Source organism: Micromonospora sp. HB375, from assembly GCF_017872985.1.
Taxonomy (GTDB): Bacteria; Actinomycetota; Actinomycetes; order Mycobacteriales; family Micromonosporaceae; genus Micromonospora; species Micromonospora chalcea.
Genome location: NZ_JAGGJO010000001.1, coordinates 82,853 through 108,131 on the forward strand (window position 1 = coordinate 82,853; position 25,279 = coordinate 108,131).

Here is a 25,279-nt window from a genome sequence, read left to right on the forward strand (position 1 = left end):
TTTCCGACCGTAGTGGACGCGCCCCGGAGCGAAAAGGGCCGTCAGCCCTTCGTCGACTGGTCCAGCGAGTCCCGTACCGCCAGGGCGAGGGAGAGCGCCTCGGCCAGATCCACCGGCCGGACCACCCCGGCCGGCAGCGAGTCGGCCCGCCAGCCGGGCCCGGCGGCGAGCACCAGCAGCGGCCGGCGGGGGACGGTCAGCAGCGCGGTGAGCTGGCACGGGTCGGCGGTCGCGCGGGTGTGCGACCAGAGGACCACGGCCGCCGGCCCGGTCCGGTTGACCGCCTCCACCAGGGCGGGCAACGGCACCCGGGCGCCGAGCATGCGACAGCTCACACCGGCCTCCGCGAGCGCGGCGGCGAGCGCCTCCAGCGGCAACGAGTGCTGTTCCTCGTCGGCGCAGGAGAGCAGGATCCGGGGCGGTCCGCCGTTCGGGTGGGCCCGGATCACCGTGGCGAACGCCACCGAGACGCACCGGGACATCAGGTGTTCCACCTCGATCAGGCCGGCGGTGGCGGCGTGCCGTTCCCCGATCCCGGTGAGCACCGGCCGGAGCAGCCCCTCCCAGGTCGCCACCACCCCGTCGGCGGCGAGCGCCTCGGCGATGGTCCGCGCGATGGTCACCGAGTCCAGGCGCATCGCGGCACGGGCCAGCCCCCGTGCGGCGGGGCCGGCCCGGCCGACCGGGATGGTCGTGCCGCCGCCGTCGCGTACCGCCGAGGTCCGTGCCTTGAGCGCGAGCCGGTCCGGCGGCGGCACGGCCGGGGCCTGCCGGGCCCAGCGGGCCGCCTCGGCGGGCGCCACCCCCTCGGTGGTCAGCCGGCGCATGATCTCCAGGCGGGCGAGGTCGGCGGGCGTGTAGCGCCGGTGGTGGCCCGGCACGTGCTCGCTGGGACCGAGGCCGTACCGCTGGTGCCAGGTGCGCAGCGTGGTGACCGCCACACCCAACCGGCGTGCCACGGCCCCCGCGCTCAGCGCCTCATCGGCCACCCGACCGCTCCGGTGCCTCGGAGGCCGCGACGCCCGGCCGGGCCGGGCCCGCCGGATGCAGCAGCCGGTTGACCACGCCGCCCAGCCACGGGGCGTACGCGCGGGGGTCGGCGTCCAGGTCGGCCACCACCGCGCCGGGGTCGGCCCAGCGCAGCTCGGCCACCTCGTCCGGATCGGGCCGCGTCACCAGGTCGGCGGGTACGTCGGCGCGCAGCACGTGGTCGTACTCGAACTCGACGCGGCCGGTCGCCGGGTCCTCGGCGTAGTAGATGTAGACGCCCACCTCGGTGAGCTCGACCGGGCCGACGCCGAGTTCCTCGCCGAGCCGCCGGTTGGCGGCCTCGGTCAGCGACTGGCCCGGCAGCGGGTGCCCGCAGCAGGAGTTCGCCCAGCGCAGCGGGAACCGCGTCTTCACCGCGGCCCGCTGCTGCAGCAGCACCCGCCCCTGCGGGTCGACCAGGAGCACCGAGAAGGCCCGGTGCAGCCGGCCGGGTGGCTGGTGGGCGGTCGCCACGGTGGTCTCGCCGAGCACCTGCCCGTCGTCGCCGACCAGCTCGACCAGGTGTTCCTCCCGCTCGCTCATGCCGTCGCCCCGGTGATCCGGGCCGCCGCGAGCTTGCCGCTGATCAGCACCATCGGTACCCCCACGCCCGGCTGCGTGCCGGAGCCGACGAAGACCACGTTGTCCAGCTTCCGGTGCAGGTTGGAGGGGCGGAACGGTCCGGTCTGGAAGAGGCTGTGCGCGGCGGCGAACGGCGTGCCGGCGGCCATGCCCTGCGCCGCCCAGTCGGCCGGGGTGACGGCCCGCATCACCTCGATGCCGTCGCCGAAGCCGACGTATCCGCGTTCCTCCAGCGTGCCTACGAGCTGGTCGGCGTACCGCTGGGTGAGGTCGCCCGTCCAGTCGAACGGCGCCCGCTCCAGGTTCGGCACCGGCGCCAGCACGTAGTAGGTGTGCTTCCCGGCCGGCGCCACCGACGGGTCGGTGCGGCTCGGGTTCGTCACCAGCAGCGACGGGTCGGTCATCAGCTCGCCTCGGCGGATCACCTCGTCGAACGTCCCCTTCCAGGAGCGCCCGAAGTGGATGTTGTGGTGGGCGATCTTGCCATAGCCCTGCGTCGAACCGATGTGCAGCACCACGCAGGACGGCGAGTAGGTGAGCTTGCGTTGCCGGCTGGGCGGCAGCAGGTCCTCGTAGGCGACCGGCAGGTCGGGGTTGAGCACCACCGTGTCGGCGGGGACGAAGTCGCCGTCGGAGGTGATCACGCCGGTGGCGCGGCCGTTGGCGGTCTCCACCCGGGTCACCGTGGTGCCGTACCGGAACTGCACGCCGTGCTTCTCGGCCGCGCCGGCCATCCCGCGGGAGACCGCGTGGATGCCGCCGCGCGGGAAGCAGACACCGGCCACCGAGTCGAGGTACGCGATGACCGCGTAGATCGCCAGCGCGTCGTGCGGCGACAGGCCCGCGTACATGGCCTGGAAGGAGAAGATCCGCTGGGTCCGCGGGTCGCGGAAGAACTGGTTGATCTTCGTCTGGAGCCGCCGGAAGGCGCCGTTGGCGAACAACTTCAGCAGGTTGCCGGTGAGCAGGTCGGTCGGCGCGTCGAGATTGCGCTCGATGAAGTCGGCCCGTTCCCACTGCCACAGGTTGCGGGCGTAGTCGACGAAACGCAGGTAGCCGTCCGCCTCCCGGGGACCGCAGACACGCGCGATCTCGGCCGCCATCCGGGTGGTGTCGGTGATGACGTCGAGCGTCGACCCGTCCGGGTAGTAGGCGCGGTACGCCGGGTCGAGCGGGCTCAGGTCGAGCCAGTCGGTCAGCTCCTCGCCGACCGCGCCGAGCGCCTCGGCGATCAGGTCGGGCATGGTGAGGACGGTCGGGCCGGTGTCGAACTCGTACCCGTCGACGCTGAGCCGCCCGGCGCGCCCGCCGGGCACCGGCTCGCGCTCCAGCACCGTCACCTGCCGGCCGCTGCCGGCCAGGTGCAGCGCGCACGCCAGCCCACCCAGCCCGGCGCCGACCACCACCACCCGGTCGGTCCGTCCCTTGACGGTACGCATTCCGGCCCCCTTGCTCGCGAAGTTGCTCATCATGCCCGCCGCGCGGTGGCGGCGGTGGCGAGACCCGTCAGCGCGGTGCGCGCGGTCTCGTCGATCGGTGCGGTGCCGAGCGCGGCGAGCGCCTCGGTGACCCGGTCGGCGATCATCCGTTCCACCCGGGCGGTGGCGCCGGTGTCGCGGACCACGTCGGCAAGCCGGTCCACGTCGCGTGCCGTGGTGACCGAGCCGGCCCGGTCCAGCGCCCGGCGCTGCGCCGGGTCGGCGAGCTGCCGGGCCAGCATCAGCAGCGCGGTCGGCTTGCCGGTACGCAGGTCGTCCCCGGCCGGCTTGCCGGTGGTCTCCGGGTCGCCGTAGACGCCGAGCAGGTCGTCGCGGAGCTGGAACGCCTCGCCGACGGCCAGCCCGTACCGGGTGTACGCGGCGATGAGCGGGTCGTCCGCGTCGGTGCCGGCCAGGCAGGCGCCGAAGAGCAGCGGCCGCTGGACCGTGTAGCTGGCGGTCTTGTACCGGGCCACCCGTAGCGCCCGGTCGACCGTCCAGTTCCCCGCGTCGTTCTCGCCGAGCACGTCCAGGAACTGCCCGGCGACCGTCTCCACCCGCATCTGGTCGTAGCAGCGGCGCACGTCGAGCAGCCGCTCGGCGGGGACCGCCGCGTGGCCCATGAGCCGGTCGGCCCACACCATGCAGAGGTCGCCGATGAGTACGGCGACCGCTTCGCCGTACCGGTCGGGGTCGCCCGCGTGCCCGGCGGCGCGGTGCCGGGCGGCGGCGGCCCGGTGCGCGGTCGGCAGCCCGCGCCGGGTGTCGGAGGCGTCCATCACGTCGTCGTGCACGAGTGCGAACGTGTGCAGCAGTTCGAGGGCGGACAGGGCCGGGAGCACCGAACACATCGGTTCCTCCCCGCCGACAGCGCCCCGCCATCCCCAGTACGCGAACGTGGGCCGGACCCGTTTGCCGCCGGCCAGCACGCAGTCGCGCGCGGTTGCGGCGAATGCACCCATCGCTGCGTCGATCTCGGTCAGCGAATCGACTTCCGCGGCCAGGAACGCCACCAGCGTCTCATCGACCCCTTTGATCAGGTCTTTCGTGAACGCGGCCAGTACGCCGCGGACCGGATCGTCCGTCGCCCCGGCCTGAGCCGGCGCGACGCGGAGCGCATTACCCGCAACTGCGTCGTTGGCCATGTGGGCGAGCGTACCCTAGGGTTACGAGTTGCGTCGATTGCTGCGTCGAAACTGAGGAGGGCCGATGGACGTGGATCTGGCCGCCGCCTATGACCGCTGCCGCGAGCTGCACCGGCGTCACGGCCGTACCTACTATCTCGCCACCCGGCTGCTCCCCGCCTGGAAACGGCGACATGTGCACGCCTTGTACGGATTCACCCGCTACGCGGACGAGATCGTCGACCGCACCGAGGACCTGCCGCCCGCCGAGCGCGCGGCCCGGCTGCGCGAGTGGTCGGATCGATTCGTGGCCGGGCTGCACGGCGCGTCGGTCGACGACCCGCTGCTCCCCGCCGTGCTGCACACCATCGCCGTGTTCGACCTGGACCGCGACGACTTCGCGTCGTTCCTGCGCAGCATGGCGATGGACCTGACGGTGATGTCGTACCCGACCTACGACGACCTGCTCGACTACATGGAGGGCTCGGCCGCCGTCATCGGCACCATGATGCTGCCGATCCTGGGCAGCTCCGACCCGGCCGCCGCCCGGGAGCCCGCCCGCCAGCTCGGCTTCGCCTTCCAGCTCACCAACTTCATCCGGGACGTCGCCGAGGACCTCGACCGGGGCCGGACCTACCTGCCCGACGAGGATCTGGCCAAGTTCGACGTCACCCGCGCCGACCTCGTCGCGGCCAAGGCCGCCGGTCGCACCACGCCGCGTATCCGCGAGCTGATCGAGTACGAGGTGACCCGCGCGCAGGCCCACTACCTCGCCGCCGCGCCGGGCATCCCGCTGCTCAACCCCGCCTCGCAGGCGTGCATGCGCACCGCGTACGCGCTCTACGGCGGCATCCTGGACGAGGTCGCCGCGCAGGACTACGACGTCTTCGTCCGCCGGGCCCTGGTGCCGCAGCGGCGCCGGATGGCGGTGGCCGCGCGGGCGCTGCTCACCCCGCCCGGCACGCCGGTTCAGGTGCCCGGCCCGGCGCTGGAACCGGCCCTGGCCGGATGACCGGCCGGACGGCGGTCGTGCTGTTCACCCGCGACCTGCGGGTGCACGACCACCCGGCGCTGGCGGCCGCCTGTTCCGCGTTCGAGCGGGTGGTGCCGCTCTACGTGCTCGACCCGGAGTTGCAGCAGCTCTCGCCGAACCGCATCCGGTTCCTGCACCAGAGCCTGGCCGACCTGCGCGAGGCGCTGCGCAAGCGCGGCGGCGACCTGGTGATCAGGCGCGGCGACCCGGTGGCCGAGACGGTGAAGCTGGCCCGGAAGGTGGGCGCCGAGGGCGTCGGGCTCTCCGCCGACGTCAGCCACTACGCCCGCAGCCGGGAACGCCGCCTGCGCGCCGAGTGCGACCGGCACCGCATGTTCCTGCGGTTGTTCCCCGGCCTGACGATCGTCGAGCCGGGCGCGCTGCGCCCGAGCGGCGGCGACCACTACCGCGTGTTCAGCCCCTACTTCCGCGCCTGGCAGGGCGTGCGCCTGCGGGACGAACTGGCCGCGCCGAAGCGGGTCCGGCTGCCCGACGGCGTCGACCCGGGCCGCCTGCCCGACCCGCCGAAGGGCGACAGCCCGGCCGCCGCCGTGGGCGGGGAGAACGCCGCCCGCCGCCGGCTCACCGCCTGGCTGCCCACCCTCGACCGGTACGACGACATCCACGACGACATGGTCGGCGACGAGACCTCCCGGCTCAGCCCGTACCTGCGCTTCGGCTGCGTCTCCCCGCTGGCGGTGGCGACCCGGGCCGGCGACCGCGACGGCCCGTTCGTCCGGCAGCTCTGCTGGCGCGACTTCTACCACCAGGTCGTCGCCGGATTCCCGGACCTGTCCACGGCCGCCTACCGGCGGGGCGCCCGGGAGGACTGGCGGTACGACGAGCACGCGCTCGACGCCTGGGCCGAGGGTCGGACCGGCATGCCGATCGTGGACGCCGGCATGCGTCAGATGCGCGCCGAGGGCTGGATGCACAACCGGGCCCGCCTGATCACCGCCGGCTACCTGACCAAGCACCTCGGGCTGGACTGGCGGCCCGGCCTGGAAGTCTTCTTCCGGTGGTTGCTCGACGGCGACCGGGTCAACAACTCCGGCAACTGGCAGTGGGTGGCCGGCACCGGCAACGACACCCGGCCGTACCGCGGCTTCAACCCGGTACGGCAGGCCGAGCGCTACGACCCCGACGGCGCGTACGTGCGGCGGTGGGTGCCGGAGCTGGAATCGGTGGCGGGCAAGGCGGTGCACCAGCCGTGGCGGCTGCCCGACGCTGTGCGTCGCACGCTCGACTACCCGCCGCCGCTGGAGGTGCCCGGCGCCGACCCGGTCTGGCTCCGCTGACGCCCTCGCCCCTCGCCCCTCGCCGCCCGCCGCCCGCGCACGAGCGCGAACGTCACACGAGCCCAACGTCGCTGACGCACAGCCCGAGCGGGCCCCAGCACGGCGCCCACGATTACTGCGGGTGACTGCACCTCTAGCCCGCGCCATCCACCTCCGCCGACTTTGCTCTGCAGCCATATCCGCACCCGTTGCGGAACGTGACCGGTGCGGGCCTCTCGCGGATTTCGGACCTAGCGGAAATCCGCTGCTCAACTCGGTGCTGCGCCAATGGGTGCAGAGCAAAGTCGGAAAAGGGGAAGCCAGGCGCGACTGCCGGCCGAATGCGCTGCGTGACGACGCGCCGGAATTACAGAACGTGACTGACCGTCAGAGGCAGGAGTGCAGCGCCTCGACCAGCTCCTCCACCCGATCGTGGTCGGCCAGCCGGGCGGTCGCGTACGCGAAGGTGTAGCCCCGCTCCGGTTCGGCCCAGGCGCTGCTGCCGCCGATCCCGCCCATACCCCAGCTGCCGTCCGGCTCCCACTGCATGCCGAGCGTCCAGTACACCGGCCGGTCCAGCAGCAGGTCCGGCCCGGAATACTGCACCCGCGTCGCCTCGGCGACCAGCTCCGGGCTGAACAGGCGTACCCCGTCCAGGGTGCCGCCGGCGAGCAGGCCCGCGTACAGCCGGGCGAGCCCGGGGCGGTGGCGTGCAGGTTCACCGCCGGGATCTCGGCGGCCCGCCAGAGGTCGCTGTTCACCATCGCGACGTCGCGCCCGCCGGGCGGGTTGTCCAGCGCCCGCGCCCGCAACGAACCCGGCTCGCCGCGCATCGCGTCCGGCCAGGCCGGATCGGCGTACGACAGGTCGGCGCACCGCCGCCGGTCGGCCTCACCCAGCCCGAAGGCCAGGTCCAGGCGCCACGGACCGGCGATCTCCTCGGCCAGGAACCGGCCCACCGGCCGCCCGTCCACCCGGCGGACCAACTCGCCCACCAGGTGCCCGTACGTCCAGGCGTGCTCGCCCGCGACGGCGCCCGGGTCCCACTCCGGCTCGGCCGCCGCCAGGTCGGCGCAGAGCAGGCCCCAGTCGGCGATGGCCGCGGCGGGCCGGGGCACCGGGAAGGCGGGCAGCCCGGCGGTGTGGGCGAGGACCTGCCGGACGGTCGCCGGGGTGCGGAACTCCGGCCAGTACGCCGACACCGGCGCGTCCAGGTCGACCCGGCCCCGGTCGACGAGCAGCAGCAGACAGAGCGCCACCACCGGCTTGCCGGTCGAGTAGACGTCCACGAGCGTGTCCGGACGCCACGCCCGGTCCGCCCCTGCCATCGGCACGACCGCACTGGGCGGGACCGCCGCCGCCGTGCCGCCCATCAGCTCGATCACCGGTACGCCGTCGTGCCGCACCGCGAGCGACGCGCCGGTCTCCCGGCCGGTGACGAACAGGTCGTGGAAGCAGTCCCGGACCGGGGTGAAGCGCGTGTGCATGCGGCCACGGTAGGCGGTCGCGTTCGTGACGAGCGCGGGAATTCGGGGCCGGTGCGGTGGCCGGTGTCCCGAAGGTACGGAATGCTTGCGGAATGGCGGAGCCGGAACAGGTTGACGTAGTAGTGGTCGGGCTCGGCGTCGGCGGCGAGGAGGTGGCCGGACGGCTCGCCGAGGCCGGCCTCACAGTGGTCGGCATCGAACGGGACCTGGTCGGCGGCGAGTGCCCCTACTGGGGGTGCGTGCCGAGCAAGATGATGATCCGGGCGGCGAACGCGCTGGCCGAGGCGCACCGGGTCAACGAGCTGGCCGGGTCCGCCCAGGTGCGGCCGGACTGGGCGCCGGTGGCGAAGCGGATCCGGGCCGAGGCCACCGACACCTGGGACGACAAGGTGGCGGTGGACCGCTTCACCGGCAAGGGCGGCCGGTTCGTCCGGGGCAGCGGGCGGCTCGACGGCCCGAACCGGGTACGCGTCGGCGACCAGGTGTTCCAGGCCCGGTACGGCGTGGTCCTCGGCACCGGCACCCGGCCCTCGGTCCCGCCGATCGACGGGCTGGCCGACACGCCGTACTGGACGAATCACCAGGCCATCGAGGTGGAGGAGCTGCCCGCGTCGCTGCTGGTGCTCGGCGGCGGCGCGATCGGGCTGGAACTCGCGCAGGTCTTCGCCCGGTTCGGCGTGCGGGTGACGGTCATCGAGGCGGCCGACCGGGTGCTCGCCGTCGAGGAGCCGGAGGCGTCAGCGCTCGCCGCCGACGCGCTGCGCGCCGACGGGGTGGAGATCCACACCGGGGTCAAGGCCGGCCGGGTCGGCCACGACGGCGGCGCGTTCACCGTGTACGCCGACGGCGCCGAGTTCACCGGCGAGAAGCTGCTCGTGGTGACCGGCCGCAAGGCGCACCTGGAGGAGTTGGGCCTGGACACGGTCGGGGTGGACGCCGGGCAGCGCTACCTGCCGGTGAACGACCGGATGCACGTCACCGAGGGGATCTGGGCGGTCGGTGACCTCACCGGCGAGGGCGCGTTCACCCACATCGCCATGTACCAGGCCGGCATCGTGGTGGCCGACGTCCTCGACCACATGCGGCGTACCAAGGGCGGCCCGGACGCCAGCGGCACCGCGAGCGTGGTCGGCGGCGCGGCCGGTGTGGTCAGCTCGGTCGGCGGCGCGATGAGCGCGGGCGGATCGAGCGTCGCGCCGGGCAGCGTCCCGGTCGCCGACTACCGGGCGCTGCCCCGGGTCACGTTCACCGACCCCGAGGTCGGCGCGGTCGGCCTCACCGAGCAGCAGGCCCGCGAGCGCGGCGTCAACGTCCAGGTCGGATACGCCGATCTCACCTCGTCGGCCCGGGGCTGGATCCACAAGACCGGCAACGCCGGGTTCATCAAGCTGGTCGCCGACGCCGACCAGGGCGTGCTCATCGGGGCCACCTCGGCCGGACCGGCCGGCGGCGAGGTGCTCTCCGCGCTCGTCGTGGCGGTGCACGCGGCGGTGCCGATCAGCCAGCTCCGGCACATGATCTACGCGTACCCGACGTTCCACCGGGCCATCGAGGACGCGTTGCGCGCCCTGAAGTGACGCCTCAGCCGGCCGGCGCACCGTGGCGGCCGGCCCCGGCGGCGAACCGGCCGGCCCCGCGTACCCCGTCCACCGCCAGCGACTCCATGCCGTAGGCCAGCTCGGTGGCCATCGCCTCCGGCTCCGGCCGCCCCGCGCCGTCCAGCACCGCCGCCCGGTCGTTGCGCAGGCACGTCTGCGGAGACCGGGCGATCGCGGCGGCCAGTTCCTCGGCCGCCGCGCGGGCCTCACCCGGCGCGACCAGCCGGTTGACCAGACCCATCGCGTACGCCTCGTCGGCGCCGACCGGGCGTCCGGTGAGGATCAGGTCCATCGCCCGGCTCTCGCCGATCAGCCGGGGCAGCCGGACCGTCCCGCCGTCGATCAACGGTACGCCCCACCGGCGGCAGAACACGCCGAGCGTCGCGTCCGACTCGGCGATACGCAGGTCACACCAGAGCGCCAGCTCCAGCCCGCCCGCCACCGCGTACCCGGAGATCGCCGCGATCACCGGCTTGGACAGCCGCATCCGGGTGGGGCCCATCGGTCCGTCCCCCTCGGGCTCGACGCGGTTGCCGCGCGGCGTGCCGACGGCCTTCAGATCGGCGCCGGAGCAGAACGTGCCGCCCGCGCCCCAGAGCACCGCGACCGCCGCGTCCGGGTCGGCGTCGAACGCGCGGAACGCGTCGGCGAGCGCTCGTGCGGTCGGCCCGTCCACGGCGTTACGGGCCTCGGGCCGGTCCAGGATCACAGTGGTCACGGCACCGGCGTGCTCGACGCGTACCCCCATGGGCTCAGCATGCCCGCGACGGCGCTGCCGTGGCTACGCCCTATTTGATCGAGCCGGATCGGGTCAGCCAGCGCATCGGCTGGCCGGTGACGGCGCCGACCTGGTCGAAGTCCCGGTCGTAGTGCAGCAGCGAGAGGCCGTGGTACTCGGCGGTGGCGGCGATGAGCAGGTCGACCGCGCCCGCCGAGCGGTGCGTGCCCCGCGCGGTCAGCTCGCCCTGGATCTCGGCGGCGCGTTCGTAGATCCGGTCCGGCATGACCACCCAGCCGAAGGCGGCCCGGAGCTGCTCCGTCAGGCGCGTCCGGTCGGCGACCGACCGGGCGGTGTAGAGGAATTCCAGCTCGACCAGCGGGCACACGGCGAGCAGACCCGCTGTCACCTGCTGTTCCCAGCGCGCCAGCACGTCGGGATCACGCAGGAGCCGGACGAGGGCGCTGGTGTCGATCAGGTAGTCGGCCAGCTTCACGAGCGGTAGGCACCCTTGTCGAGCAGTTCGTCGAAGTCACCGGCCTGCCCGCGTTCGGCCAGCTCCGCCAGTGCCCGGGCGCGGCGCAGTCTCGCCGCGCCCTCGCGGAGAGCGACGTTCACCGTGTCCTTCTTGGTCTTCGTGCCGAACGCCTCGGCGGCATCCGCCAGCGCCTCGTCGTCGACGTCCACCAGGATCTTGGTCATCGCGGCTCCCTATATACGACCAGCCGCCCGAGTATATCCAGCGCGGAGGCTGTGCGAGGGAATTCCGGGGCGTCCGGTTTGGGGGCTCTCCTGCCGGGAAGTCGGAACGGGTGCGCGAACTACTGACGAAGATCGAACAGGCCACCGGTCTCGACCGGGTGGGTGACCGGTTGCAGCGCGCCGTCCAGGGCACGTTGCGTTCCCAGCGGGTACGCGACGCGCTGCACGGCGTGTGGCTCGGCCATCCGCTGCACCCCGCGATGGTGCAGGTGCCGGTCGGCGCCTGGATCTCCGCCGCCGTGGTGGACCTGCTGCCCGGCCAGCGCCGAGCCGCCACCGCGCTGGTGGGCCTCGGTACGGTCAGCGCGCTGCCCGCAGCCGTCGCCGGGCTCAACGACTGGGCCACGCTCACCCGCGACCAGCGCCGGATCGGCCTGGTGCACGCCGCCGCCAACACGGTCGGCCTGGCGCTGTACGCCGGCTCGCTGGCGGCCCGCCTCAACGGGCGGCACGGCCTCGGCCGGGCGCTGTCCTACCTCGGTCTGTCCGCCGCCAGCGGTGGCGCGTACCTGGGTGGGCACCTCGCGTACAAGCAGGGCGCCCAGGCCAGCCAGAGCGTCTCCGAGCTGCACCTGATCAGCGACGGCTGGCACCGGGTCGGCGACCTGAGCAGCCTGCCCCGGCACGAACTGGTCACCAAGAAGATCGACGACGTCTCGGTGATCCTCTACCGGGACGGCGACGACGTCACGGTGATGCTGGAGCGCTGCCCGCACCAGAGCGGCCCGCTCGGCGAGGGCACTGTGGAGCGGATCGACGGTCACGCCTGCGTGGTCTGCCCCTGGCACGGCAGCGCGTTCCGGCTCAACGGCGGCGAGGTGGTGCACGGCCCGGCCGCGAACGACCAGATCGTGCTCCCCACCCGCGTGGTGTCCGGCCGGGTCGAGGCCCGGCTGCCCTGACTCAGTCCCGCCGGTGCCGCCCGCTGGAACCCGCGCGGGCGGGCACCGGCCGCTTGCGCAACCCCAGCAGCGCGCCGATCTGCGCGCCCACGATGCTCGCGACCGCCAGCACCGCCGAGATGGCGAGCGGACGGTTGATGCCCTCCTCGGCGGTGGGCCGGGACGCGCCCGCCGACATGGCCGGCGGCTGACCGACCGGCGCCTCCACTGTGGGCGTCGCGTCCCGCGGGGTGGGCTTCGGCTTCGCCTGCGGCGCGCTCGACGACGCGCCGCCGCCACCCGGCTTGACCGGTGCGGTCTGGGCCGGCTTGGTCACCACCAGCCGCCCGGTGGCGTGCCGCCGGGCGCCGGAGTCCGTCGCGCCGTCCGGCAGCGTGATGAGCTGGCCGGGGCGGATCCGGTCCGGGTCGGCGAGCCGGTTCAGCCGGGCCAGCTCCTTGTACCTGTCGAAGTCGTCCAGGTAGCGGTCGGCCACCTCACCCAGGTAGTCGCCCTTCGCCACCCGGTACACGGCCGGGTCGTCCGCCTCCGACGCGACCGGGGCCGGCGGCGCGACCCGGCTCGGCGCGGTGACGGCAGAAGCGGCGACCGCCGGCTGCGGGGCGGTCAGCGCGGCGGCGCTCGCCGCGGCCGGGCTCGCGGCCAGGATCAGCGCGACCGAACCGACGAGCGCGGCTGCGGCCTTCTGCTGGCGGTGCATGCCGGGCAGCTTCGGCGCCGGCCGGCGTACCGCAGCCGCGAGCAACTCCACCACGACGGAGATCGCGAACGTGGCCCAGCCGAACCAGCCCACCACCGCCAGCGCGCGCAGGAACAGTTGACCGTCGTCGCGGCTGGTCAACGTCGTACCGATCTCGGCGAACGTGGGCAGGTGATCCGGCAGCGGGTTGCCGGCGAACGCCAGCAGCGCGACCGGCCCGCCGGCCAGCACGCCGACGAGCACGACGAGGGCGCCGAGGCCGGTGAGAACCTGGCCGGCGCGGCGGACGGGGGAGCGTCGGGGTGCGCCCATGGCGGCCTTCCCTTCCTACGGTGGGCCGGTGAGCGCCCGAGCGGTGGCCTCACCGGTGACGGTGGCGGATTTCTGCACGCCGAACAGACTCAGCAGGTCCCGGCTGTAGGTGATCTGCACGCTCACCCGGATCTGGGTCTCGGCGCCGACCACGGGGAAGTCGACCTCGTGGTCCTGGACGCCGCCCGCCGCGTCGAGGTAGGCGGCGACCGCGGCGCGGGCGGCGACCTGGTCGATCTGCTTCGGGCCGCCCTCGATGGCCCGCGCGCGGTCGATCATCTGGCCGCCGGCGCGGGCCGCCTCGGCGGCCAGGTTGTCCGCGCGTTGGAGCGTGCGCAGCTGGCCGGCGCCGTCGTAGGCGAGGCTGATGATCGCCAGTACGCCGGTCATCGCCACGGCCAGGAAGAGACTCACCCGGCCGTTCTCCGCCGCGCGCCGCCCGGTCATCCGCGACTCCGGTAGGTGTCCAGCGGCGAGGTGAACCTCGCCGAGACGGTCTTGCCGCCGGGCACGCCGGGCAGGCCGGGCGCGCTCAGGTCGTCGAAGGAGACGGTGCAGGTCACAGTGACCGTCACGGTCGCCGGCACGCCTGCGGCGCTCGCGTACGCGGCGGCGAAGCTCGTCGTCGTACCGGCCACCGAGCCCGCGAGGTCGAGCTGGGGTGGACCGGAGCAGTTCAGCCCCGCCCAGCCGAGCTGGTTCCGGGCCGCCTCCTCGGCGGCCTCCGCGCCGTCGTCGGCGTTGCGGGCGAGCGAGGCGGCCCGGGCGGCGTCGTGCGCGGCCGACTCCACCGCCTCGTCCGCGATCGCGGTCCGCCCGGCGACCCCGGCCAGCACCATCAGCCCGATGAAGGCGGGCGCGAGCACCGCCACCTCGATCGAGACGGAACCCCGGTCCCGCCGCGGCCCGGCGCTCATCCGGTGGTCCAGCGTTCGGCCGGGCCGTGCGCGGTCTGCGTGACCGCGAACGAGACACCCGGGATGACCGACAGGGAGCGCCCCTGCACCGTGCAGGTGACGGCGGTGGCGCTCTCGACGCACGTCGGGCCGGTCTGCTCCCAGTCGACCAGCCAGTCCCCGGACTGCTGCAGGAAGCTGATCGCCCGCTCCCGGCCGGCGTCCGGCCCGGCGTCGATCGTGCGCTGGGCGTTCACACCGGTCTGCGCGGCGTTGAGCGCCGTGGACCGGGCCACGAACCAGACGGCGACCTGGATCGAGCCGAACAGCATCACCAGGATCACCGGCATCACCACGGCCAGCTCGACCGGATTGGCGCCCCGCTCGCCCTCGGCCAGACGGGCGCGCAGAGCAGCGGCGATCCGCCCCGGACCGGGCGGACCGGCGGGCCGGCCGGCGGGCGCCGGCCGGCTCCGGACCGTACGGGCGGGGCGGGGCATCACGGGGCCTGCGGCGCCGTGTTGTTCGGGATGGCGTTCATCCAGTTGTTCGCCTTGGCCAGCGCGAGCCCGGTGACCGCCATGGCCACCGCGACCAGGCCGAAGATGATCACCGCGGTCGGCACCGGGCTGTCGCCGCGCTCGGAGTCCCGGCGCAGCTCGGCGAGGCGGGTGCTCACCGCCACGTACAGGTAGGCGTAGAGGTGCATGGTCGTCTCCTTCTCGATGGGGTTCACAGACGGGCGAGGAACGGATAGACGGCGAAGCCGAGCAGGACGAACACCAGCAGCGAGCCGGGGATGTCCAACTTGCTGGTGACCCCCTCGGCCCGGGCCAGGTTGTCGGTACGGATCTGGTCGCGCAGCGAGTCGGCACGGGACCGCAACGTCTCGTGCACCTGGGCGCCCTCGCTGCCGGAGGAGCGCATGATCGCGCCCACGTCGCCCAGTTCCGGGATGCCGATCCGGTCGGCCAGCTCCTGCAACTCGTCCCAGGGCGAGTGCATCTGGAGCTGGGCGAGCCGCAGCGCCTCCCGGATCCGGTCGAAGACCCAGCCGTCGCAGACCGCCGCCGCGCGTTCCAGCGACTGCACCGGGCCGTGCGCGGCGGACAGCTGCAGCGCCACCAGGTCGAGGTAGGTGCAGACCGCCTGCCGGAACTCGTCCCGGGCGGCGTCGGCCTTGGCGAGGACCGAGCGGTGCGCGAGCAGTCCGGCGCCGAGCGCCAGACCCAGGCTGGCCACCACCGGCACGGCCAGCGGCAGCGCCACCCCGCCGACGAAGAGCACCGCCGAGGCGACCGCCGGGGTGGCGAACCCGACGAGCGCGGAGAGCAGCACCGACAGCGCGTACTGCTCGGGGGTGCGGTCGAGCAGCGCGAGCTGCCGGTGCGGCGGGCGCAGCCAGCGGGCGAACCCGCCGATCCAGTCCGGTCCGGCGCCGGCGGCCGGGGCCTGGCCGGGCGGCTGGTGCAGCCGGCGCAGCGCCGGGCCGAGCGCCGGGGTGGCCGGCAGCGCCTCGCGTACCACCAGGAACAGCCCGAGCCCGACCGCGCACCCGCCGAGGACCGCGATCGCCATCTGCCAGTTGAGGATCACGCGATTGCCTCCTCCGGATCGGGCGCCGGGAGGAAGCGCGCGGGCCGGGGCGGCTGGCTCATCGAGCGCACCCAGACCAGCAGGCCGACGAACGCCGCGCCGAGCACCGCCATCACGAGCTGACCGGTGAGCGTCCCGTAGGGACGGATGTAGTCGCTGTTCACCAGCCCGTACGCCAGGGTCGCCAGCGTCATGCCGGTGAGGAAGCGGACCGCGAACCGCGGCTGGGTGCGTTTGGCCTCGACCTCGCGCCGCGTCGCCACCTCGGCCGAGGCGGCGGTGGCGATCGAGCCGAGCACGTCGCCGAGGCGCTCACCCCGGTCGGTGAGGTGCAGGATCAGCGCGGCCACCACCTGGTCGGCGACCGGGTCGGCGATCTCGTCGGCGAAGGCGAGCAGCGCGGAGCGGGCCAGCCAGCCGGCCTGCAGGCGGGCGGCGAGCGTGCGTACCTCCTCCTGGATCTCCTCCGGCGCGGTGGCGATGGTGCCGATGATCGCCTGCTGGAGCCCCTGGCCGGTGGCCGAGATGTCCTTGAGCCGGCGGGTCCACTCGCCTACGGCTTCGACCCGGGCGATGGCCCGCTGCTCGGCCCGGCCCACCGCGAACAGCCACGGCACGCCCGGCACCGCGAGCGCCACCAGCAGGCCGACCACCGGCAGCCCGGTGAGCAGGAACGCCGCCGCCCCGGCGACCACAGCGGCGCCGAGCAGGAGCTGGTAGCGGCGCTGGTCGGCGCGCCTCGCGCCGGAACCGGTCCAGAGTCGGCTCAGGCCGGGCCCGGTGCCCGGGGCCGGGCCCGGTGGGCGGCGGGTGCCGACGAGCGCGACCACCGCCAGCACCAGCCCGGCCACGCAGGCCGCGCCGGAGACCAGGGCGATCAGTTCGATCTGCGTCACGCCGGGCCTCCGTTCGGCCGTGCCCCGAGGCGGGTGTGCCGGGGCCGCCGCCACGCGCCCACGCCGGCCTCGACGAACCGGGTGAGCAGCCGGGCGTCGTAGCCGACGCGCAGCAACTGCTCGCGGATGCGTTCGGGCAGGTGGCGGGGGACCGCGCGGCCGTCCGGCCCGGGGCCGAAGACGGTCGTGGTGGTGATCCGGTTGCCTTCGCCGACGCCGATGACCTCCTCGACGTGCGAGACGAAGCGGTGCTTGCGCCCGCCGATCGCGGTCTCGTCCTCGACCGTCACGTAGACGATCAGGTCGAGCGCGTTGCCGGCCATCCGGCGGGCCTGGTCGACTGTCATCTCCCGGCCGTGCGACAGCGCCAGCTCGATGATGCGTTCGCTCACCCCCGAGGGGGTACGCGCGTGGATGGTGCACATCGACCCGCGGCTGGTGGTCATCGCCTGGAGCATCGGCACGATCTCCCGGGACCGCACCTCGCCGACGATGATCCGCAGCACGCCCATCCGCAGCGACACCGGGATCAGGTCGGCGATGCTGACCTCACCCGCCGGCCGTCCGTCCGCGCCGCGCTCGCCGTGCCCCTCCCGGGACTCGAAGCTCATCACCGCACGGTGCTTGTGCCCACGCCGGGCCGGCAGCAGTTCCCGGCTCTCCTCCAGCAGCACGTACGGCTCGTCGGCCGGGATCTCGTCCATCAGCGCCCGGATGACAGTGGTCTTCCCGGCCCCGGCGAGCCCGGCGACCATGATGTTCAGCCCGGCCCGCATGGACGCGCGCAGGAAGTCGCGCAGCAGCGGGTCGATCATCTCGTCCAGGTCGGGCCGGCCGCCCGCGATGTCCTCCAGGCTCACCGCGAGCGTGTTGTGCTTGCGGATCACCGCGTACGGGCGGTGGCTGACCAGGAACACGGCGGCCAGGCGGCTGCCGTCGGGCAGTTGCAGGTCGAGCGTGGGCTTCGAGGTGGACAGCGACCGTTCGGTGGCACCCGCCCGGCGGGCCGCCGCCTGGAGGATCTCCACCAGCTCGTCGTCGGTCTCGGCGATCGGCTCGGCCCAGTCGACGCCGCCGCCGTGCCGGGTGATGCGTACCTGGTCGCAGCCGAGGATGTGCACCTCCTCGATGCTGTCGTCGACGAGCAGCGTCTGGAGCCGGCCCAGCCCGACGAGTTCGGCTGTCACCTGGTCGAGCAGCAGCCGTTCCTCGTCCGCCGCCATCGGCGTGCCGGACCGGCGTACCGAGTCGGCGTACGCGGAGACCACGGTGACCGCCAGCCGGGCGCGCTCGACCTCCTCGGCGTCGGCGTCGAACTCGCGGCCGCGCTGCCAGTGGGTGAGCCGTTCGCTCAGTTCCCGGCGCAGCTCGCGGACCACAGCGAAGTCGATCCGGGGGCGCGGCGGTGGCGGGGGCGCGGCGGGGAGCGGGCCGGGCACGTGGTGCCGCCCGTTCGGCGGCGCCAGCGGCGGAACCGTGGAGACGACACCGGGCTGCTGCCCGCGCGGGTCGTGGGAGACCGGCTCAAACCGCACCGGACACCCCCGGCACGCTCGGGGCGGTCACCGCGCGCGGTGTGGTCGCGCCCGGCCAGGCGAGCCGGGCCCGCCGCCGGTCCAGCAGCGCCCGGACCGGCACCTCCAGGGCGCCGGCCGCGCGCATCAGCGGCCGGTTCGCGCGTACGGTGCCGCCGTGTGCGAGCACCTCGGCGGTACGCGGGTCGTGCGGCAGGCGGGCGATCACCGGCAGCCGCAGCGCCTTGCTGATCTCGCTGGTGCCGTGCCCGTCCCCGACCACGAGCAGCCGCAGCGTGCCCGGCGGTACGCGGTGCTCGGTGAGGTCCCGTTCGATCGCCCGGGCGGTGGCCCGGGTGGCGGAGAGGTCGGGCAGGGTCGCCCGGGTGACCAGCAGCACCACGGTGGCGGCCCGCAGCAGCGGCCACGGTGGACCGCCGACGGCGAGCCGGCCACAGTCGACGAGCACGTCGTACGGCGGTTCGCCGCGCTCCAGCCCGGTGAAGTAGTCGGCGAAGCGCTGCCACAGCGGGATCACGCTGCCGGCCTGGGCCGGGTCCACCACGCCGGGCAGCAGCAGCCGCTCGCGCCGGGGCGCGTCCAGGTCGACCAGCTGGGACCAGAACGTGTGCTCCAGGCTGCCGTCGCGCAGCTCGCCCACCGCCAGCTCACCGATGCCGCGCGGGCCGTCCAGGGCCCCGCCGAGGTAGCCGGCGAGGATCGAGCCGCCCGCCGGGTCGCACTCGGCCAGCACGAGCCGCCGGTGCCAGCTCAGCGCGGCGGCGAGCGCCGCGGTGGTGACGCCCGGCGATCCCTTCGCCGAGACCAGGGCGATGATCGCCATCAGGCCGCCTCGGTGAGCACGAGCGCGATCCGGTCGGCGGCGGCGAGCGCCACGACCGCCGGCACGTCCCGCACGGTCAGCGCCAGGTAGACCACCACGTCGCCGTTCTGCGGTGTGGCGGTGTCGATCACGGTGCCCTCGAACCGGGTTCCGCCGGCACGGGACGCGTCGGAGCCGTTCGTGGCGCTGCTCGGTGTGCTGACCAGCAGCACCTTGTCGCCGGGGTTCAGCTTGCGGGCCGGCACCTGCTCGGGTTCCAGCCCGAGAGCGATCTGCTGCTGGCCGGCGCCGAGCAGCGGGGCCTCGGTGAGCTGCGCCTCGGTGAGCAGCGTGCCCGGGGTGAGCCGGACGGCCGCCCGCAGTCCCAGCACCTCGTCCATCCGGTCGGCCGGCACCGGCTGGAGTTCCCGCCCGCCGGAGACGCGCACCGGCACCAGGTCGTCGGCTGTGAGTTGCCGGCCCACGTCGACCGGCCGGGCCACGGCCAGGTACGTGCCGGTGGAGCGCACCGAGGTGACCGCGAACGCCGCGCCGAGCCCGCCGAGGGCGATCAGCAGGATCGCCAGGCCGAGCAGGCCGGGCCGGACACGTCGCTGCCGGACCACCTTCGGCGGCGCGACCGGCGCCTCCATCGGGGTTCCGTTGCGGGCTGCCACCACACTCATCGGGTCACCACCTGAAGCTCGTTGATCTGTACCGGGATGACGCCGCTGGACCGGCTCTGGGCGATCACGCCGCTCTCCCCGCCGCCGGACCACTCGACGGTCCAGAACGTGGTGGCGCTGACCTGGTAGGTGTCGGCCTTCGGATAGCCGGCGTCGAGACCGCAGTCGGGCGAGGTCAAGCCGGCCCGTGGCCCGTCGGCCCGGTACGGCGTGCCCGGTCCGTGGCAGGTGACGTCGATGTCGTCGGACATGTGCCAGACGATCCGGTCCACCTTCGCCGTGATCCTCACGGTCAGCCCGCGGTCGGAGGCGGAGGCGCTCAGCGGCCCGAAGTACGCCTCGCCCGGGCTGGCCCACATCCAGACCGGCAGCCCGACCAGGCCGGGTCCCTGACTGCGCCGGGGCGCGACCGAGGCCCGGGGCGGGAGCAGCGAGATCGAGGCCAGCGCGCGCCGGGCCAGCTCCTCCGGGTCCGGCGGGGCGCCGTAGCCGGGCGGCGGGGCGTCCAGGAGCTCCTGGCGCATGCTGCCCGTGTCGCCGCCGTTGCAGGTGAGCTGGTACCACTGCTTGCCGGGGGGCGCCTCGTCCTGCGGCTCGGCGAGCTTGTAGTAGCAGCCGTCGGCGTTGTTGAACCAGCCGAGCGTCTCGTTGTAGCAGGGGATGACGCGGCCGTTCCACTGGCACTTCGGCGCGCCGCCGCCGTTGCCGCCGCCGCCGTTGTCCCCGCCGCCCGGCCCGCCCGGGCCGCCCGGGGTGCCGGGGTCGTCGTCCCACACGTCGCAGTCGGTCTGTTCCGGCGGGCACGAGCCACCGGGGTCGGCGGCACGCGCGGGCGCGCCGGTGAGCGTCAGCAGCGCGGCGAGGCCGGCGGCGAGCAGCACCCGGCGGAGCGTCCCGGCCCGGGGCGGGCGGGCCGGGACACCCCTTCCTCCCCAGGTCAGCACGGCTGGTCCTGATGTGCGGCGCCGCCGTTGATCAGCCACCGGCCGTCCGGGAAGCGGGCCGCTGTGGCGGTGGCGAGGTAGCGCCCGCCGCGGGTGCCCGGCACGGCCTTGCGGTCCTTGGCGTAGACGAGCCGGTAGCCGCTCGCGTCCAGGCAGTCCTGGATCTCGACGGTGGGTGGGCGGGCGGTCAGGTCGACCGAGACCACTGTGGGGTCGGAGACCAGTTTCCCGGTACGCATCGCGCCGTGCTCCTTCGCGTCGAGAATTGCCATTCGCACCCGGGTCAGCAGCGGATCAGCCAGAAAACGGGCCAGAGCGGGATGGGACGGATCGCTTCGGGCGCTCGCCGCCCGGGACGCGTCGAGATAGCCGGAATACGCGGCAAGCGCCGCCTTTTCGGCTTCCTTCTCCGCCTCGGCGGAATGGGTGGCGGGGGCGGCGGCGCGGCCGGTGAGCGGTCGGTTGGCCGCCTCCGGCTCGGTGCCGCAGCCGGCCGCGCCGACCGCCAGCGCGAGGCTGAGCAGGTAGATTTCCCATCGGCGGGATTGCCGTGTGCGCAACGCCGATCCCTCCTCGGTGCCGGCCCGGGGCGATCACGCCGACCCGCTCCGGGCATGCGGAAGCGCACCCGGAACTGTCGCTCCGGGTCCCCGTCGCCGCCACTCGTATTGACCTGTACTGATAGCTGCGGGTTCTGTGCCCTGACTCCTCCGACGCCAATTGATCGGGGGTTGCGTCGTACCCAAGGGGCGAGCATAAGCTCACGTCCGCCGATGCAACAGAGGAAATTCACGTGAACACGGTGAGTGAAGACGGGAGGTGGTGGCCGGTGTGTGTCGTCACGATGACGAGTGGGCTTCCGGTGGGCTCCGGGCCGGCGGGCGTGTGCTCACCCGTACCCGCCGTGGCGGTGGCGACGAGCCGCCGGTATGGGTGGGGAGCGTGCCGCTCGTCCGATCCGTCCCGCCGGTTCGATAGGGCTCACACCGCGGTCGGTCCCGGCCGGTCGCGCGTCGCGCCGCACGCCGCTGCGGGCTCCCCCGTCACATCAGCGCGAACGAGAAATCACTCTGCGTGCTTCACGATGGAACATACGGCGACCGGACGGGGGAGCCGGCGTGACCACTGAACGGGTACGGCGTACCGGACCGGTGGCCGAGGTCAGCCGTCCGGTCGTCCGGCTGCTGGCCGCCCTCGCGGTCGTACCGCTGCTCCGGCTGGCGGTGGCGCGTTACGCCGTACCCCCGGATTGTCCGGACCGGACGGCGTGCGACGGCTGCGCCGCCCCGATCGGGCTGGACCGGCCACTGCCGGCGCTCGGCCCCGCGGCCCGGTGCCCGGCCTGCCGGGCCCGGGTCGGCGCGGCCCCGGCCGTGGTCGAGGTGGCGCTGCTCGTGGCGGTCGCCGTGCCGGTGCTTGCCGGCGGCGTGCCCGCCGCGCGCCTGGCGCTCGCCTGGTGGCTGCTCTGGGCGGTGCCGATGACGATCGTGGACGCGATGGTGCACCGGCTGCCCGACCGGCTCACCTGGCCGGCCGCGGCCGGCGCGTGGGCGCTGCTCGGGGTGGCCGCGCTGACCGGCACGGGCGCGGACCCGTGGATCCGCGCCACAGCCGCCGCTCTGGCGCTCGGCGGCGGCTTCGCCGCGACCACGCTGCTGCTCGGGCGGCGCGGTTTCGGCCTCGGCGACGCCAAGCTGGCGCTCGGCGCGGGCGCGCTGCTCGGCTGGTACGGCTGGCCGGTGCTGGTGGCCGGGCTGGTGCTCGCGCTCCTCCTCGCCGGGGCGACCGGGGTGGCGCTGCTCGCCGCCCGGCGGGTCCGCTGGTCCGGGCACCTGCCGTTCGGGCCGTTCCTGGTGCTCGGCACCGCCGCCACGCTGGTGCTCGTCACCGTGTGATCGGCCACCCGTAGGTGCGGGCGGGGTCGCCACGGGTATCGGGGTCCCAGCCGCCTCCCAGCCGGGTCTGGTTCGGTGGCGGTCCAGGCTTCGGACTCGGGAGGGCACGTGTCGCACGGCGACGACGGTTGGCGGATCCGGCGTACCAGCGCGGACCTGGACCGGCTGGGCGAGACCGAGTCGGTCTTCGCGCTCGCCAACGGCTGGGTGGGCTGGCGCGGGACGCTCGACGAGGGCGAGCCGTGCGGCATGCCGGGCAGTTACCTCAACGGATTCCACGAGCAGCACGAGCTGAGCTACCCGGAGAGCGGATACGCCTTCCCGGAGCGCAGCGACACCGTGATCAGCGCGCCGAACGCCGCCCTGATCCGGCTCTGGGTGGGCGACGAGCCGCTGGACCTGGGCACCGGCACGATCCGGCGGCACCACCAGGAGCTGGACCTGCGCGCCGGGGTGGTCCGGCGGGAGACCGAATGGGTCTCGCCGGGTGGCCGGGGTGTCCGGATCCGCAGCACCCGCCTGGTCTCGCTGACCCGCCGTCCGGTCGCCGCCGTCGACTGGGCTGTCGAACCGCTGGACGAGCCGGTACGGCTGCGGATCGGCGCCGACCTGCTCGCCAACCAGCGTGTGCCGGAACGTGCCGACGACCCCCGGGCCGCCTCGGTGATCCACGACCCGCTCACCGGCGAGATCCGCCGCGACGACGGCCTGGACGGGGTGCTCGTGCACCGGACCGGGCGCAGCGGCCAGCGGGTCGCCGTCGCCGTCGCGCACCGGGTCGAGGCACCCGACGAGATCGCCACCGGCACCGAGCTGACCGCCGACCGGTTCCGGCTGGCACTGTCCGGTCCGGTACGCCCCGGCGAGCGGATCCGGGTCACCCGGTTCGCCGCGTACGAGTGGGCGGAGGTCGACGGCACCCCGGCTGGTGAGCTGGCCGACCTGGTCGTCGCGGAGGCGGACGCGGCCCGGGCCGACGGGTTCGACGCCCTGCTCGCCGAGCAGCGCGCCGCGCTGGATGCCGCGTGGGCCACCGCCGACGTCGAGCTGGACGGTGACCCGGAGCTGCAGCTCGCGGTGCGGTTCTCGGTGTTCCACCTGCTCCAGTCGGGGCGCGCCGACGGGGCCCGGACCATTCCGGCGAAGGGGCTGACCGGCAACGGCTACGACGGGCACGTGCTCTGGGACACCGAGGGCTACGTGCTGCCGGTGCTGACGTACCTGGCGCCGGAGCTGGCCCGCTCGGCGCTGCGCTGGCGGCACGCCCACCTGCCCGAGGCCCGCGAGCGTGCGGCCGAGCTGCGTCTGACCGGCGCCACCTATCCGTGGCGGACGCTCAGCGGCCGGGAGTGCTCCGGCTACTGGCCGGCCGGCAGCGCGGGCCTGCACGTCAACGCGGACATCGCGGACGCGATCCTGCGGTACGTCGCGGCCACCGGCGACACCGCGTTCCTCGCCGAGTGCGGTGCCGAGGTGCTGATCGAGACCGCCCGGCTGTGGCACGGCTACGGCCACTTCGACGACGCCGGCGCGTTCCACCTGACCGGCGTCACCGGGCCGGACGAGTATTCCGCGCTGGTCGACGACAACGTCTTCACGAACCTGATGGCCCGGCGCAACCTGCGCGGCGCCGCCGACGCCGCCGAGGACTGGCCCGAGGTGGCCGCCCGGCTCGGTGTCGACGCCGCCGAGGTGGCTGGCTGGCGGGCCGCCGCCGACGCGATGTTCGTCCCGTACGACGGCAAGCGCGGCGTGCACGAGCAGTCGGCCGGGTTCACCGCGCAGCCGGAGTGGGACTTCGCCGGCACCGGCGAGGACGACTATCCGCTGCTGCTGCACTTCCCCTACCAGGAGCTGTACCGCAAGCAGGTGGTCAAGCAGGCCGATCTGGTGCTGGCCATGCTGCGCTGCCCGGGGGAGTTCACCGCCGAGGAGAAGACGCGCAACGTCGCCTACTACGAGGCGCGGACCGTCCGGGACTCGTCGCTGTCGGCGTCCGCGCAGGCGATCCTCGCCGCCGAGGTCGGGCACCTCGACCTGGCGTACGACCTGTTCGCCGAGACCGCGTTGCAGGACCTCGCAGACCTGGGCGACAAGACCGCCGACGGGCTGCACCTGGCGTCCCTGGCCGGCGCCTGGCTGGTGGTGGCGCAGGGCTTCGGCGGGCTGCGCGACAACCGGGGCGTGCTCGCGTTCGAGCCGCGGCTACCGGGGCGGATCACCCGGCTGGTGTTCCACCTGCGCCGGCACGGGCACCGGCTGCGGGTCACGCTCACGCCGCGGGAGGCCCGCTACGAGCTGCCGGACGCCGGTCCGGGCGACGCGGTCGAGCTGTGGCACCACGGCGAACAGCTCCGCGTCACCGGCGACGGGCCGGTCACCCGGCCGATGCCGCCGGTGCCCGACCCCGGCCCGGAGCCGCAGGCTCCGCCCGGCCGCCGTCCGGAACGGCGCGCTCAGGAGGCGGCGGGCGGCGACGACTGAGCCGGCAGGCCGGACATCCGGGCGACGACCTCCTCCAGCGCCTCGAACGCGTACGCCCAGTTGTGGCACTTGAAGCTGCGCAACCCGGTGATCGGGGTGCGGCAGTCGGCACAGTGGACGCCCGGGATCGCGTCCGGCACCTCGGTGTTCACGTACTTGCGTTCGCCGAGGATCACCCGGGCGATCATCGTGCGGTCGTGCACGCCGTGCAGCGCGGACGCGACGATGTCGTACCAGGTCGGCCGCCGCCCGCACTTCGGGCAGTCCGGCTCGTCGCCGCTGACCCACAGCGGAGCGCCGATGCTGCGCGCCGGCATGTTCAGCAGCTTCTCCAGCCGGCGTACGTCCGCCTCCGGGGTGGTCCAGCGGTGCCGCCCGGGCAGCGACGCGGGCGAGTCGTAGACGGCGCGGAACACCGCCGGCTCGACCTCCACTGTCTCCCGTCCACCTGTCATCGGTACCTCCTCGCGACGGCGTGTCCCACCGTCGTACCAGGTGGACGGCGGGATCGGCCGGATCATCGACACGACGGGTCAGCGGTGT

Annotated in this window: 27 protein-coding genes; 6 read left to right on the forward strand and 21 right to left on the reverse strand. The window is 74.3% G+C overall.

The annotated features are described in order from the left end of the window. Positions 1–41: 41 nt before the first annotated feature. The 4 genes from J3R08_RS00440 to J3R08_RS00455 are packed head-to-tail and all read right to left on the reverse strand — an operon-like array spanning position 42 to position 4,234. The gene (locus J3R08_RS00440; RefSeq protein WP_064448346.1) at positions 42–989 is read right to left on the reverse strand and encodes a MerR family transcriptional regulator; all 948 of its coding nucleotides are present in this window, start codon (positions 987–989) and stop codon (positions 42–44) included. Next, positions 979–1,572: an isopentenyl-diphosphate Delta-isomerase gene (gene idi, locus J3R08_RS00445; RefSeq protein ID WP_043327521.1), complete on the reverse strand. Its 594-nt coding sequence runs from the start codon at positions 1,570–1,572 to the stop codon at positions 979–981. The genes J3R08_RS00440 and idi overlap by 11 nt, the downstream gene beginning before the upstream one ends. After that, the gene (gene crtI / locus J3R08_RS00450; protein ID WP_181373707.1) at positions 1,569–3,050 is read right to left on the reverse strand and encodes a phytoene desaturase family protein; all 1,482 of its coding nucleotides are present in this window, start codon (positions 3,048–3,050) and stop codon (positions 1,569–1,571) included. The genes idi and crtI overlap by 4 nt, the downstream gene beginning before the upstream one ends. Before the next feature lie 29 nt (positions 3,051–3,079). Continuing rightward, positions 3,080–4,234: a polyprenyl synthetase family protein gene (locus J3R08_RS00455; protein ID WP_043327519.1), complete on the reverse strand. Its 1,155-nt coding sequence runs from the start codon at positions 4,232–4,234 to the stop codon at positions 3,080–3,082. Between the two features lie 64 nt (positions 4,235–4,298). Between J3R08_RS00455 and J3R08_RS00460 the strand changes: the two genes are divergently transcribed. Beyond that, entirely contained in the window at positions 4,299–5,225 is a 927-nt protein-coding gene (locus J3R08_RS00460) for a phytoene/squalene synthase family protein (RefSeq protein ID WP_043327518.1), read from the forward strand. Continuing rightward, a complete protein-coding gene (locus J3R08_RS00465; RefSeq protein ID WP_209959604.1) occupies positions 5,222–6,544 on the forward strand; it encodes a deoxyribodipyrimidine photo-lyase in 1,323 nt (440 codons plus the stop codon). Before J3R08_RS00460 ends, J3R08_RS00465 begins: the two co-directional genes overlap by 4 nt. A gap of 248 nt (positions 6,545–6,792) precedes the next feature. On the opposite strand, the gene J3R08_RS00470 is transcribed toward J3R08_RS00465, so the two are convergent. Beyond that, on the reverse strand, positions 6,793–8,010 hold the full coding sequence (locus J3R08_RS00470; protein WP_233514601.1) for a serine hydrolase domain-containing protein: 1,218 nt from the start codon (positions 8,008–8,010) through the stop codon (positions 6,793–6,795). 92 nt (positions 8,011–8,102) lie between these two features. On the opposite strand from J3R08_RS00470, the gene J3R08_RS00475 reads away from it, so the two are divergent. Further along, positions 8,103–9,587: an NAD(P)/FAD-dependent oxidoreductase gene (locus J3R08_RS00475; RefSeq protein ID WP_113972252.1), complete on the forward strand. Its 1,485-nt coding sequence runs from the start codon at positions 8,103–8,105 to the stop codon at positions 9,585–9,587. A gap of 4 nt (positions 9,588–9,591) precedes the next feature. On the opposite strand, the gene J3R08_RS00480 is transcribed toward J3R08_RS00475, so the two are convergent. Genes J3R08_RS00480 through J3R08_RS00490 form a run of 3 tightly spaced genes read right to left on the reverse strand, consistent with a single transcriptional unit; the run spans position 9,592 to position 11,028 of the window. Then, complete coding sequence (locus tag J3R08_RS00480) at positions 9,592–10,356, reverse strand: crotonase/enoyl-CoA hydratase family protein (RefSeq protein ID WP_113972251.1); 765 nt, start codon at positions 10,354–10,356, stop codon at positions 9,592–9,594. A gap of 40 nt (positions 10,357–10,396) precedes the next feature. Further along, positions 10,397–10,822 (reverse strand): PIN domain nuclease, encoded by a 426-nt coding sequence (locus J3R08_RS00485; RefSeq protein WP_113972250.1) that lies wholly within the window; start codon positions 10,820–10,822, stop codon positions 10,397–10,399. Further along, complete coding sequence (locus J3R08_RS00490) at positions 10,819–11,028, reverse strand: type II toxin-antitoxin system VapB family antitoxin (protein WP_030500628.1); 210 nt, start codon at positions 11,026–11,028, stop codon at positions 10,819–10,821. Before J3R08_RS00490 ends, J3R08_RS00485 begins: the two co-directional genes overlap by 4 nt. A gap of 110 nt (positions 11,029–11,138) precedes the next feature. Here J3R08_RS00490 and J3R08_RS00495 point away from each other — a divergent pair, with 110 nt between their 5' ends. Continuing rightward, positions 11,139–11,990, forward strand: a complete 852-nt coding sequence (locus J3R08_RS00495; RefSeq protein ID WP_113972249.1) for a Rieske 2Fe-2S domain-containing protein — start codon at positions 11,139–11,141, stop codon at positions 11,988–11,990. 1 nt (position 11,991) lies between these two features. On the opposite strand, the gene J3R08_RS00500 is transcribed toward J3R08_RS00495, so the two are convergent. Genes J3R08_RS00500 through J3R08_RS00555 form a run of 12 tightly spaced genes read right to left on the reverse strand, consistent with a single transcriptional unit; the run spans position 11,992 to position 20,917 of the window. After that, entirely contained in the window at positions 11,992–13,002 is a 1,011-nt protein-coding gene (locus tag J3R08_RS00500; protein WP_113972248.1) for a LysM peptidoglycan-binding domain-containing protein, read from the reverse strand. 15 nt (positions 13,003–13,017) lie between these two features. After that, a complete protein-coding gene (locus J3R08_RS00505) occupies positions 13,018–13,449 on the reverse strand; it encodes a hypothetical protein (RefSeq protein ID WP_043327511.1) in 432 nt (143 codons plus the stop codon). Next, the gene (locus tag J3R08_RS00510; RefSeq protein ID WP_043327510.1) at positions 13,446–13,919 is read right to left on the reverse strand and encodes a TadE/TadG family type IV pilus assembly protein; all 474 of its coding nucleotides are present in this window, start codon (positions 13,917–13,919) and stop codon (positions 13,446–13,448) included. The genes J3R08_RS00505 and J3R08_RS00510 overlap by 4 nt, the downstream gene beginning before the upstream one ends. Next, the gene (locus tag J3R08_RS00515) at positions 13,916–14,398 is read right to left on the reverse strand and encodes a TadE family protein (RefSeq protein WP_104113534.1); all 483 of its coding nucleotides are present in this window, start codon (positions 14,396–14,398) and stop codon (positions 13,916–13,918) included. Before J3R08_RS00515 ends, J3R08_RS00510 begins: the two co-directional genes overlap by 4 nt. Continuing rightward, positions 14,398–14,607 (reverse strand): hypothetical protein, encoded by a 210-nt coding sequence (locus tag J3R08_RS00520; RefSeq protein WP_013283462.1) that lies wholly within the window; start codon positions 14,605–14,607, stop codon positions 14,398–14,400. The genes J3R08_RS00515 and J3R08_RS00520 overlap by 1 nt, the downstream gene beginning before the upstream one ends. Positions 14,608–14,630: 23 nt before the next feature. Next, entirely contained in the window at positions 14,631–15,476 is an 846-nt protein-coding gene (locus J3R08_RS00525; RefSeq protein WP_113972382.1) for a type II secretion system F family protein, read from the reverse strand. A 14-nt stretch (positions 15,477–15,490) separates the two neighbouring features. Then, entirely contained in the window at positions 15,491–16,444 is a 954-nt protein-coding gene (locus tag J3R08_RS00530; protein WP_370446778.1) for a type II secretion system F family protein, read from the reverse strand. Further along, positions 16,387–17,925: a CpaF family protein gene (locus J3R08_RS00535; protein ID WP_030500636.1), complete on the reverse strand. Its 1,539-nt coding sequence runs from the start codon at positions 17,923–17,925 to the stop codon at positions 16,387–16,389. The genes J3R08_RS00530 and J3R08_RS00535 overlap by 58 nt, the downstream gene beginning before the upstream one ends. Continuing rightward, positions 17,915–18,748, reverse strand: coding sequence for a hypothetical protein (locus J3R08_RS00540; RefSeq protein WP_043327507.1), 834 nt, complete (start codon positions 18,746–18,748; stop codon positions 17,915–17,917). The genes J3R08_RS00535 and J3R08_RS00540 overlap by 11 nt, the downstream gene beginning before the upstream one ends. Next, complete coding sequence (locus tag J3R08_RS00545) at positions 18,748–19,413, reverse strand: SAF domain-containing protein (protein WP_113972246.1); 666 nt, start codon at positions 19,411–19,413, stop codon at positions 18,748–18,750. The genes J3R08_RS00540 and J3R08_RS00545 overlap by 1 nt, the downstream gene beginning before the upstream one ends. After that, a complete protein-coding gene (locus J3R08_RS00550) occupies positions 19,410–20,357 on the reverse strand; it encodes a hypothetical protein (protein ID WP_113972245.1) in 948 nt (315 codons plus the stop codon). The genes J3R08_RS00545 and J3R08_RS00550 overlap by 4 nt, the downstream gene beginning before the upstream one ends. Then, positions 20,351–20,917 carry a hypothetical protein gene (locus J3R08_RS00555; RefSeq protein ID WP_043327504.1) on the reverse strand — a complete coding sequence of 189 codons (567 nt, stop codon included), beginning with the start codon at positions 20,915–20,917 and terminating at the stop codon, positions 20,351–20,353. Before J3R08_RS00555 ends, J3R08_RS00550 begins: the two co-directional genes overlap by 7 nt. Before the next feature lie 558 nt (positions 20,918–21,475). Between J3R08_RS00555 and J3R08_RS00560 the strand changes: the two genes are divergently transcribed. Further along, on the forward strand, positions 21,476–22,252 hold the full coding sequence (locus J3R08_RS00560; RefSeq protein WP_209959606.1) for a prepilin peptidase: 777 nt from the start codon (positions 21,476–21,478) through the stop codon (positions 22,250–22,252). A 108-nt stretch (positions 22,253–22,360) separates the two neighbouring features. Beyond that, positions 22,361–24,736 carry a glycoside hydrolase family 65 protein gene (locus J3R08_RS00565; protein ID WP_209959608.1) on the forward strand — a complete coding sequence of 792 codons (2,376 nt, stop codon included), beginning with the start codon at positions 22,361–22,363 and terminating at the stop codon, positions 24,734–24,736. Here J3R08_RS00565 and J3R08_RS00570 read toward each other — a convergent pair. Further along, the gene (locus tag J3R08_RS00570) at positions 24,709–25,191 is read right to left on the reverse strand and encodes a hypothetical protein (protein WP_043330744.1); all 483 of its coding nucleotides are present in this window, start codon (positions 25,189–25,191) and stop codon (positions 24,709–24,711) included. The genes J3R08_RS00565 and J3R08_RS00570 overlap by 28 nt on opposite strands. Between the last annotated feature and the right edge of the window lie 88 nt (positions 25,192–25,279).

Bases quoted from the DNA above. Each gene is read 5' to 3' on its own strand.
- J3R08_RS00500 (WP_113972248.1), bottom strand. From the start codon at position 13,002: ATGGGCGCACCCCGACGCTCCCCCGTCCGCCGCGCCGGCCAGGTTCTC.
- J3R08_RS00545 (WP_113972246.1), bottom strand. From the start codon at position 19,413: ATGAGTGTGGTGGCAGCCCGCAACGGAACCCCGATGGAGGCGCCGGTC.
- idi (WP_043327521.1), bottom strand. From the start codon at position 1,572: ATGAGCGAGCGGGAGGAACACCTGGTCGAGCTGGTCGGCGACGACGGG.
- J3R08_RS00505 (WP_043327511.1), bottom strand. From the start codon at position 13,449: ATGACCGGGCGGCGCGCGGCGGAGAACGGCCGGGTGAGTCTCTTCCTG.
- J3R08_RS00515 (WP_104113534.1), bottom strand. From the start codon at position 14,398: ATGCCCCGCCCCGCCCGTACGGTCCGGAGCCGGCCGGCGCCCGCCGGC.
- J3R08_RS00480 (WP_113972251.1), bottom strand. From the start codon at position 10,356: ATGGGGGTACGCGTCGAGCACGCCGGTGCCGTGACCACTGTGATCCTG.
- J3R08_RS00520 (WP_013283462.1), bottom strand. From the start codon at position 14,607: ATGCACCTCTACGCCTACCTGTACGTGGCGGTGAGCACCCGCCTCGCC.
- J3R08_RS00465 (WP_209959604.1), top strand. From the start codon at position 5,222: ATGACCGGCCGGACGGCGGTCGTGCTGTTCACCCGCGACCTGCGGGTG.
- J3R08_RS00490 (WP_030500628.1), bottom strand. From the start codon at position 11,028: ATGACCAAGATCCTGGTGGACGTCGACGACGAGGCGCTGGCGGATGCC.
- J3R08_RS00475 (WP_113972252.1), top strand. From the start codon at position 8,103: ATGGCGGAGCCGGAACAGGTTGACGTAGTAGTGGTCGGGCTCGGCGTC.
- J3R08_RS00570 (WP_043330744.1), bottom strand. From the start codon at position 25,191: ATGACAGGTGGACGGGAGACAGTGGAGGTCGAGCCGGCGGTGTTCCGC.
- J3R08_RS00510 (WP_043327510.1), bottom strand. From the start codon at position 13,919: ATGAGCGCCGGGCCGCGGCGGGACCGGGGTTCCGTCTCGATCGAGGTG.
- crtI (WP_181373707.1), bottom strand. From the start codon at position 3,050: ATGCGTACCGTCAAGGGACGGACCGACCGGGTGGTGGTGGTCGGCGCC.
- J3R08_RS00455 (WP_043327519.1), bottom strand. From the start codon at position 4,234: ATGGCCAACGACGCAGTTGCGGGTAATGCGCTCCGCGTCGCGCCGGCT.
- J3R08_RS00540 (WP_043327507.1), bottom strand. From the start codon at position 18,748: ATGGCGATCATCGCCCTGGTCTCGGCGAAGGGATCGCCGGGCGTCACC.
- J3R08_RS00470 (WP_233514601.1), bottom strand. From the start codon at position 8,010: ATGCACACGCGCTTCACCCCGGTCCGGGACTGCTTCCACGACCTGTTC.
- J3R08_RS00525 (WP_113972382.1), bottom strand. From the start codon at position 15,476: ATGGCGATCGCGGTCCTCGGCGGGTGCGCGGTCGGGCTCGGGCTGTTC.
- J3R08_RS00460 (WP_043327518.1), top strand. From the start codon at position 4,299: ATGGACGTGGATCTGGCCGCCGCCTATGACCGCTGCCGCGAGCTGCAC.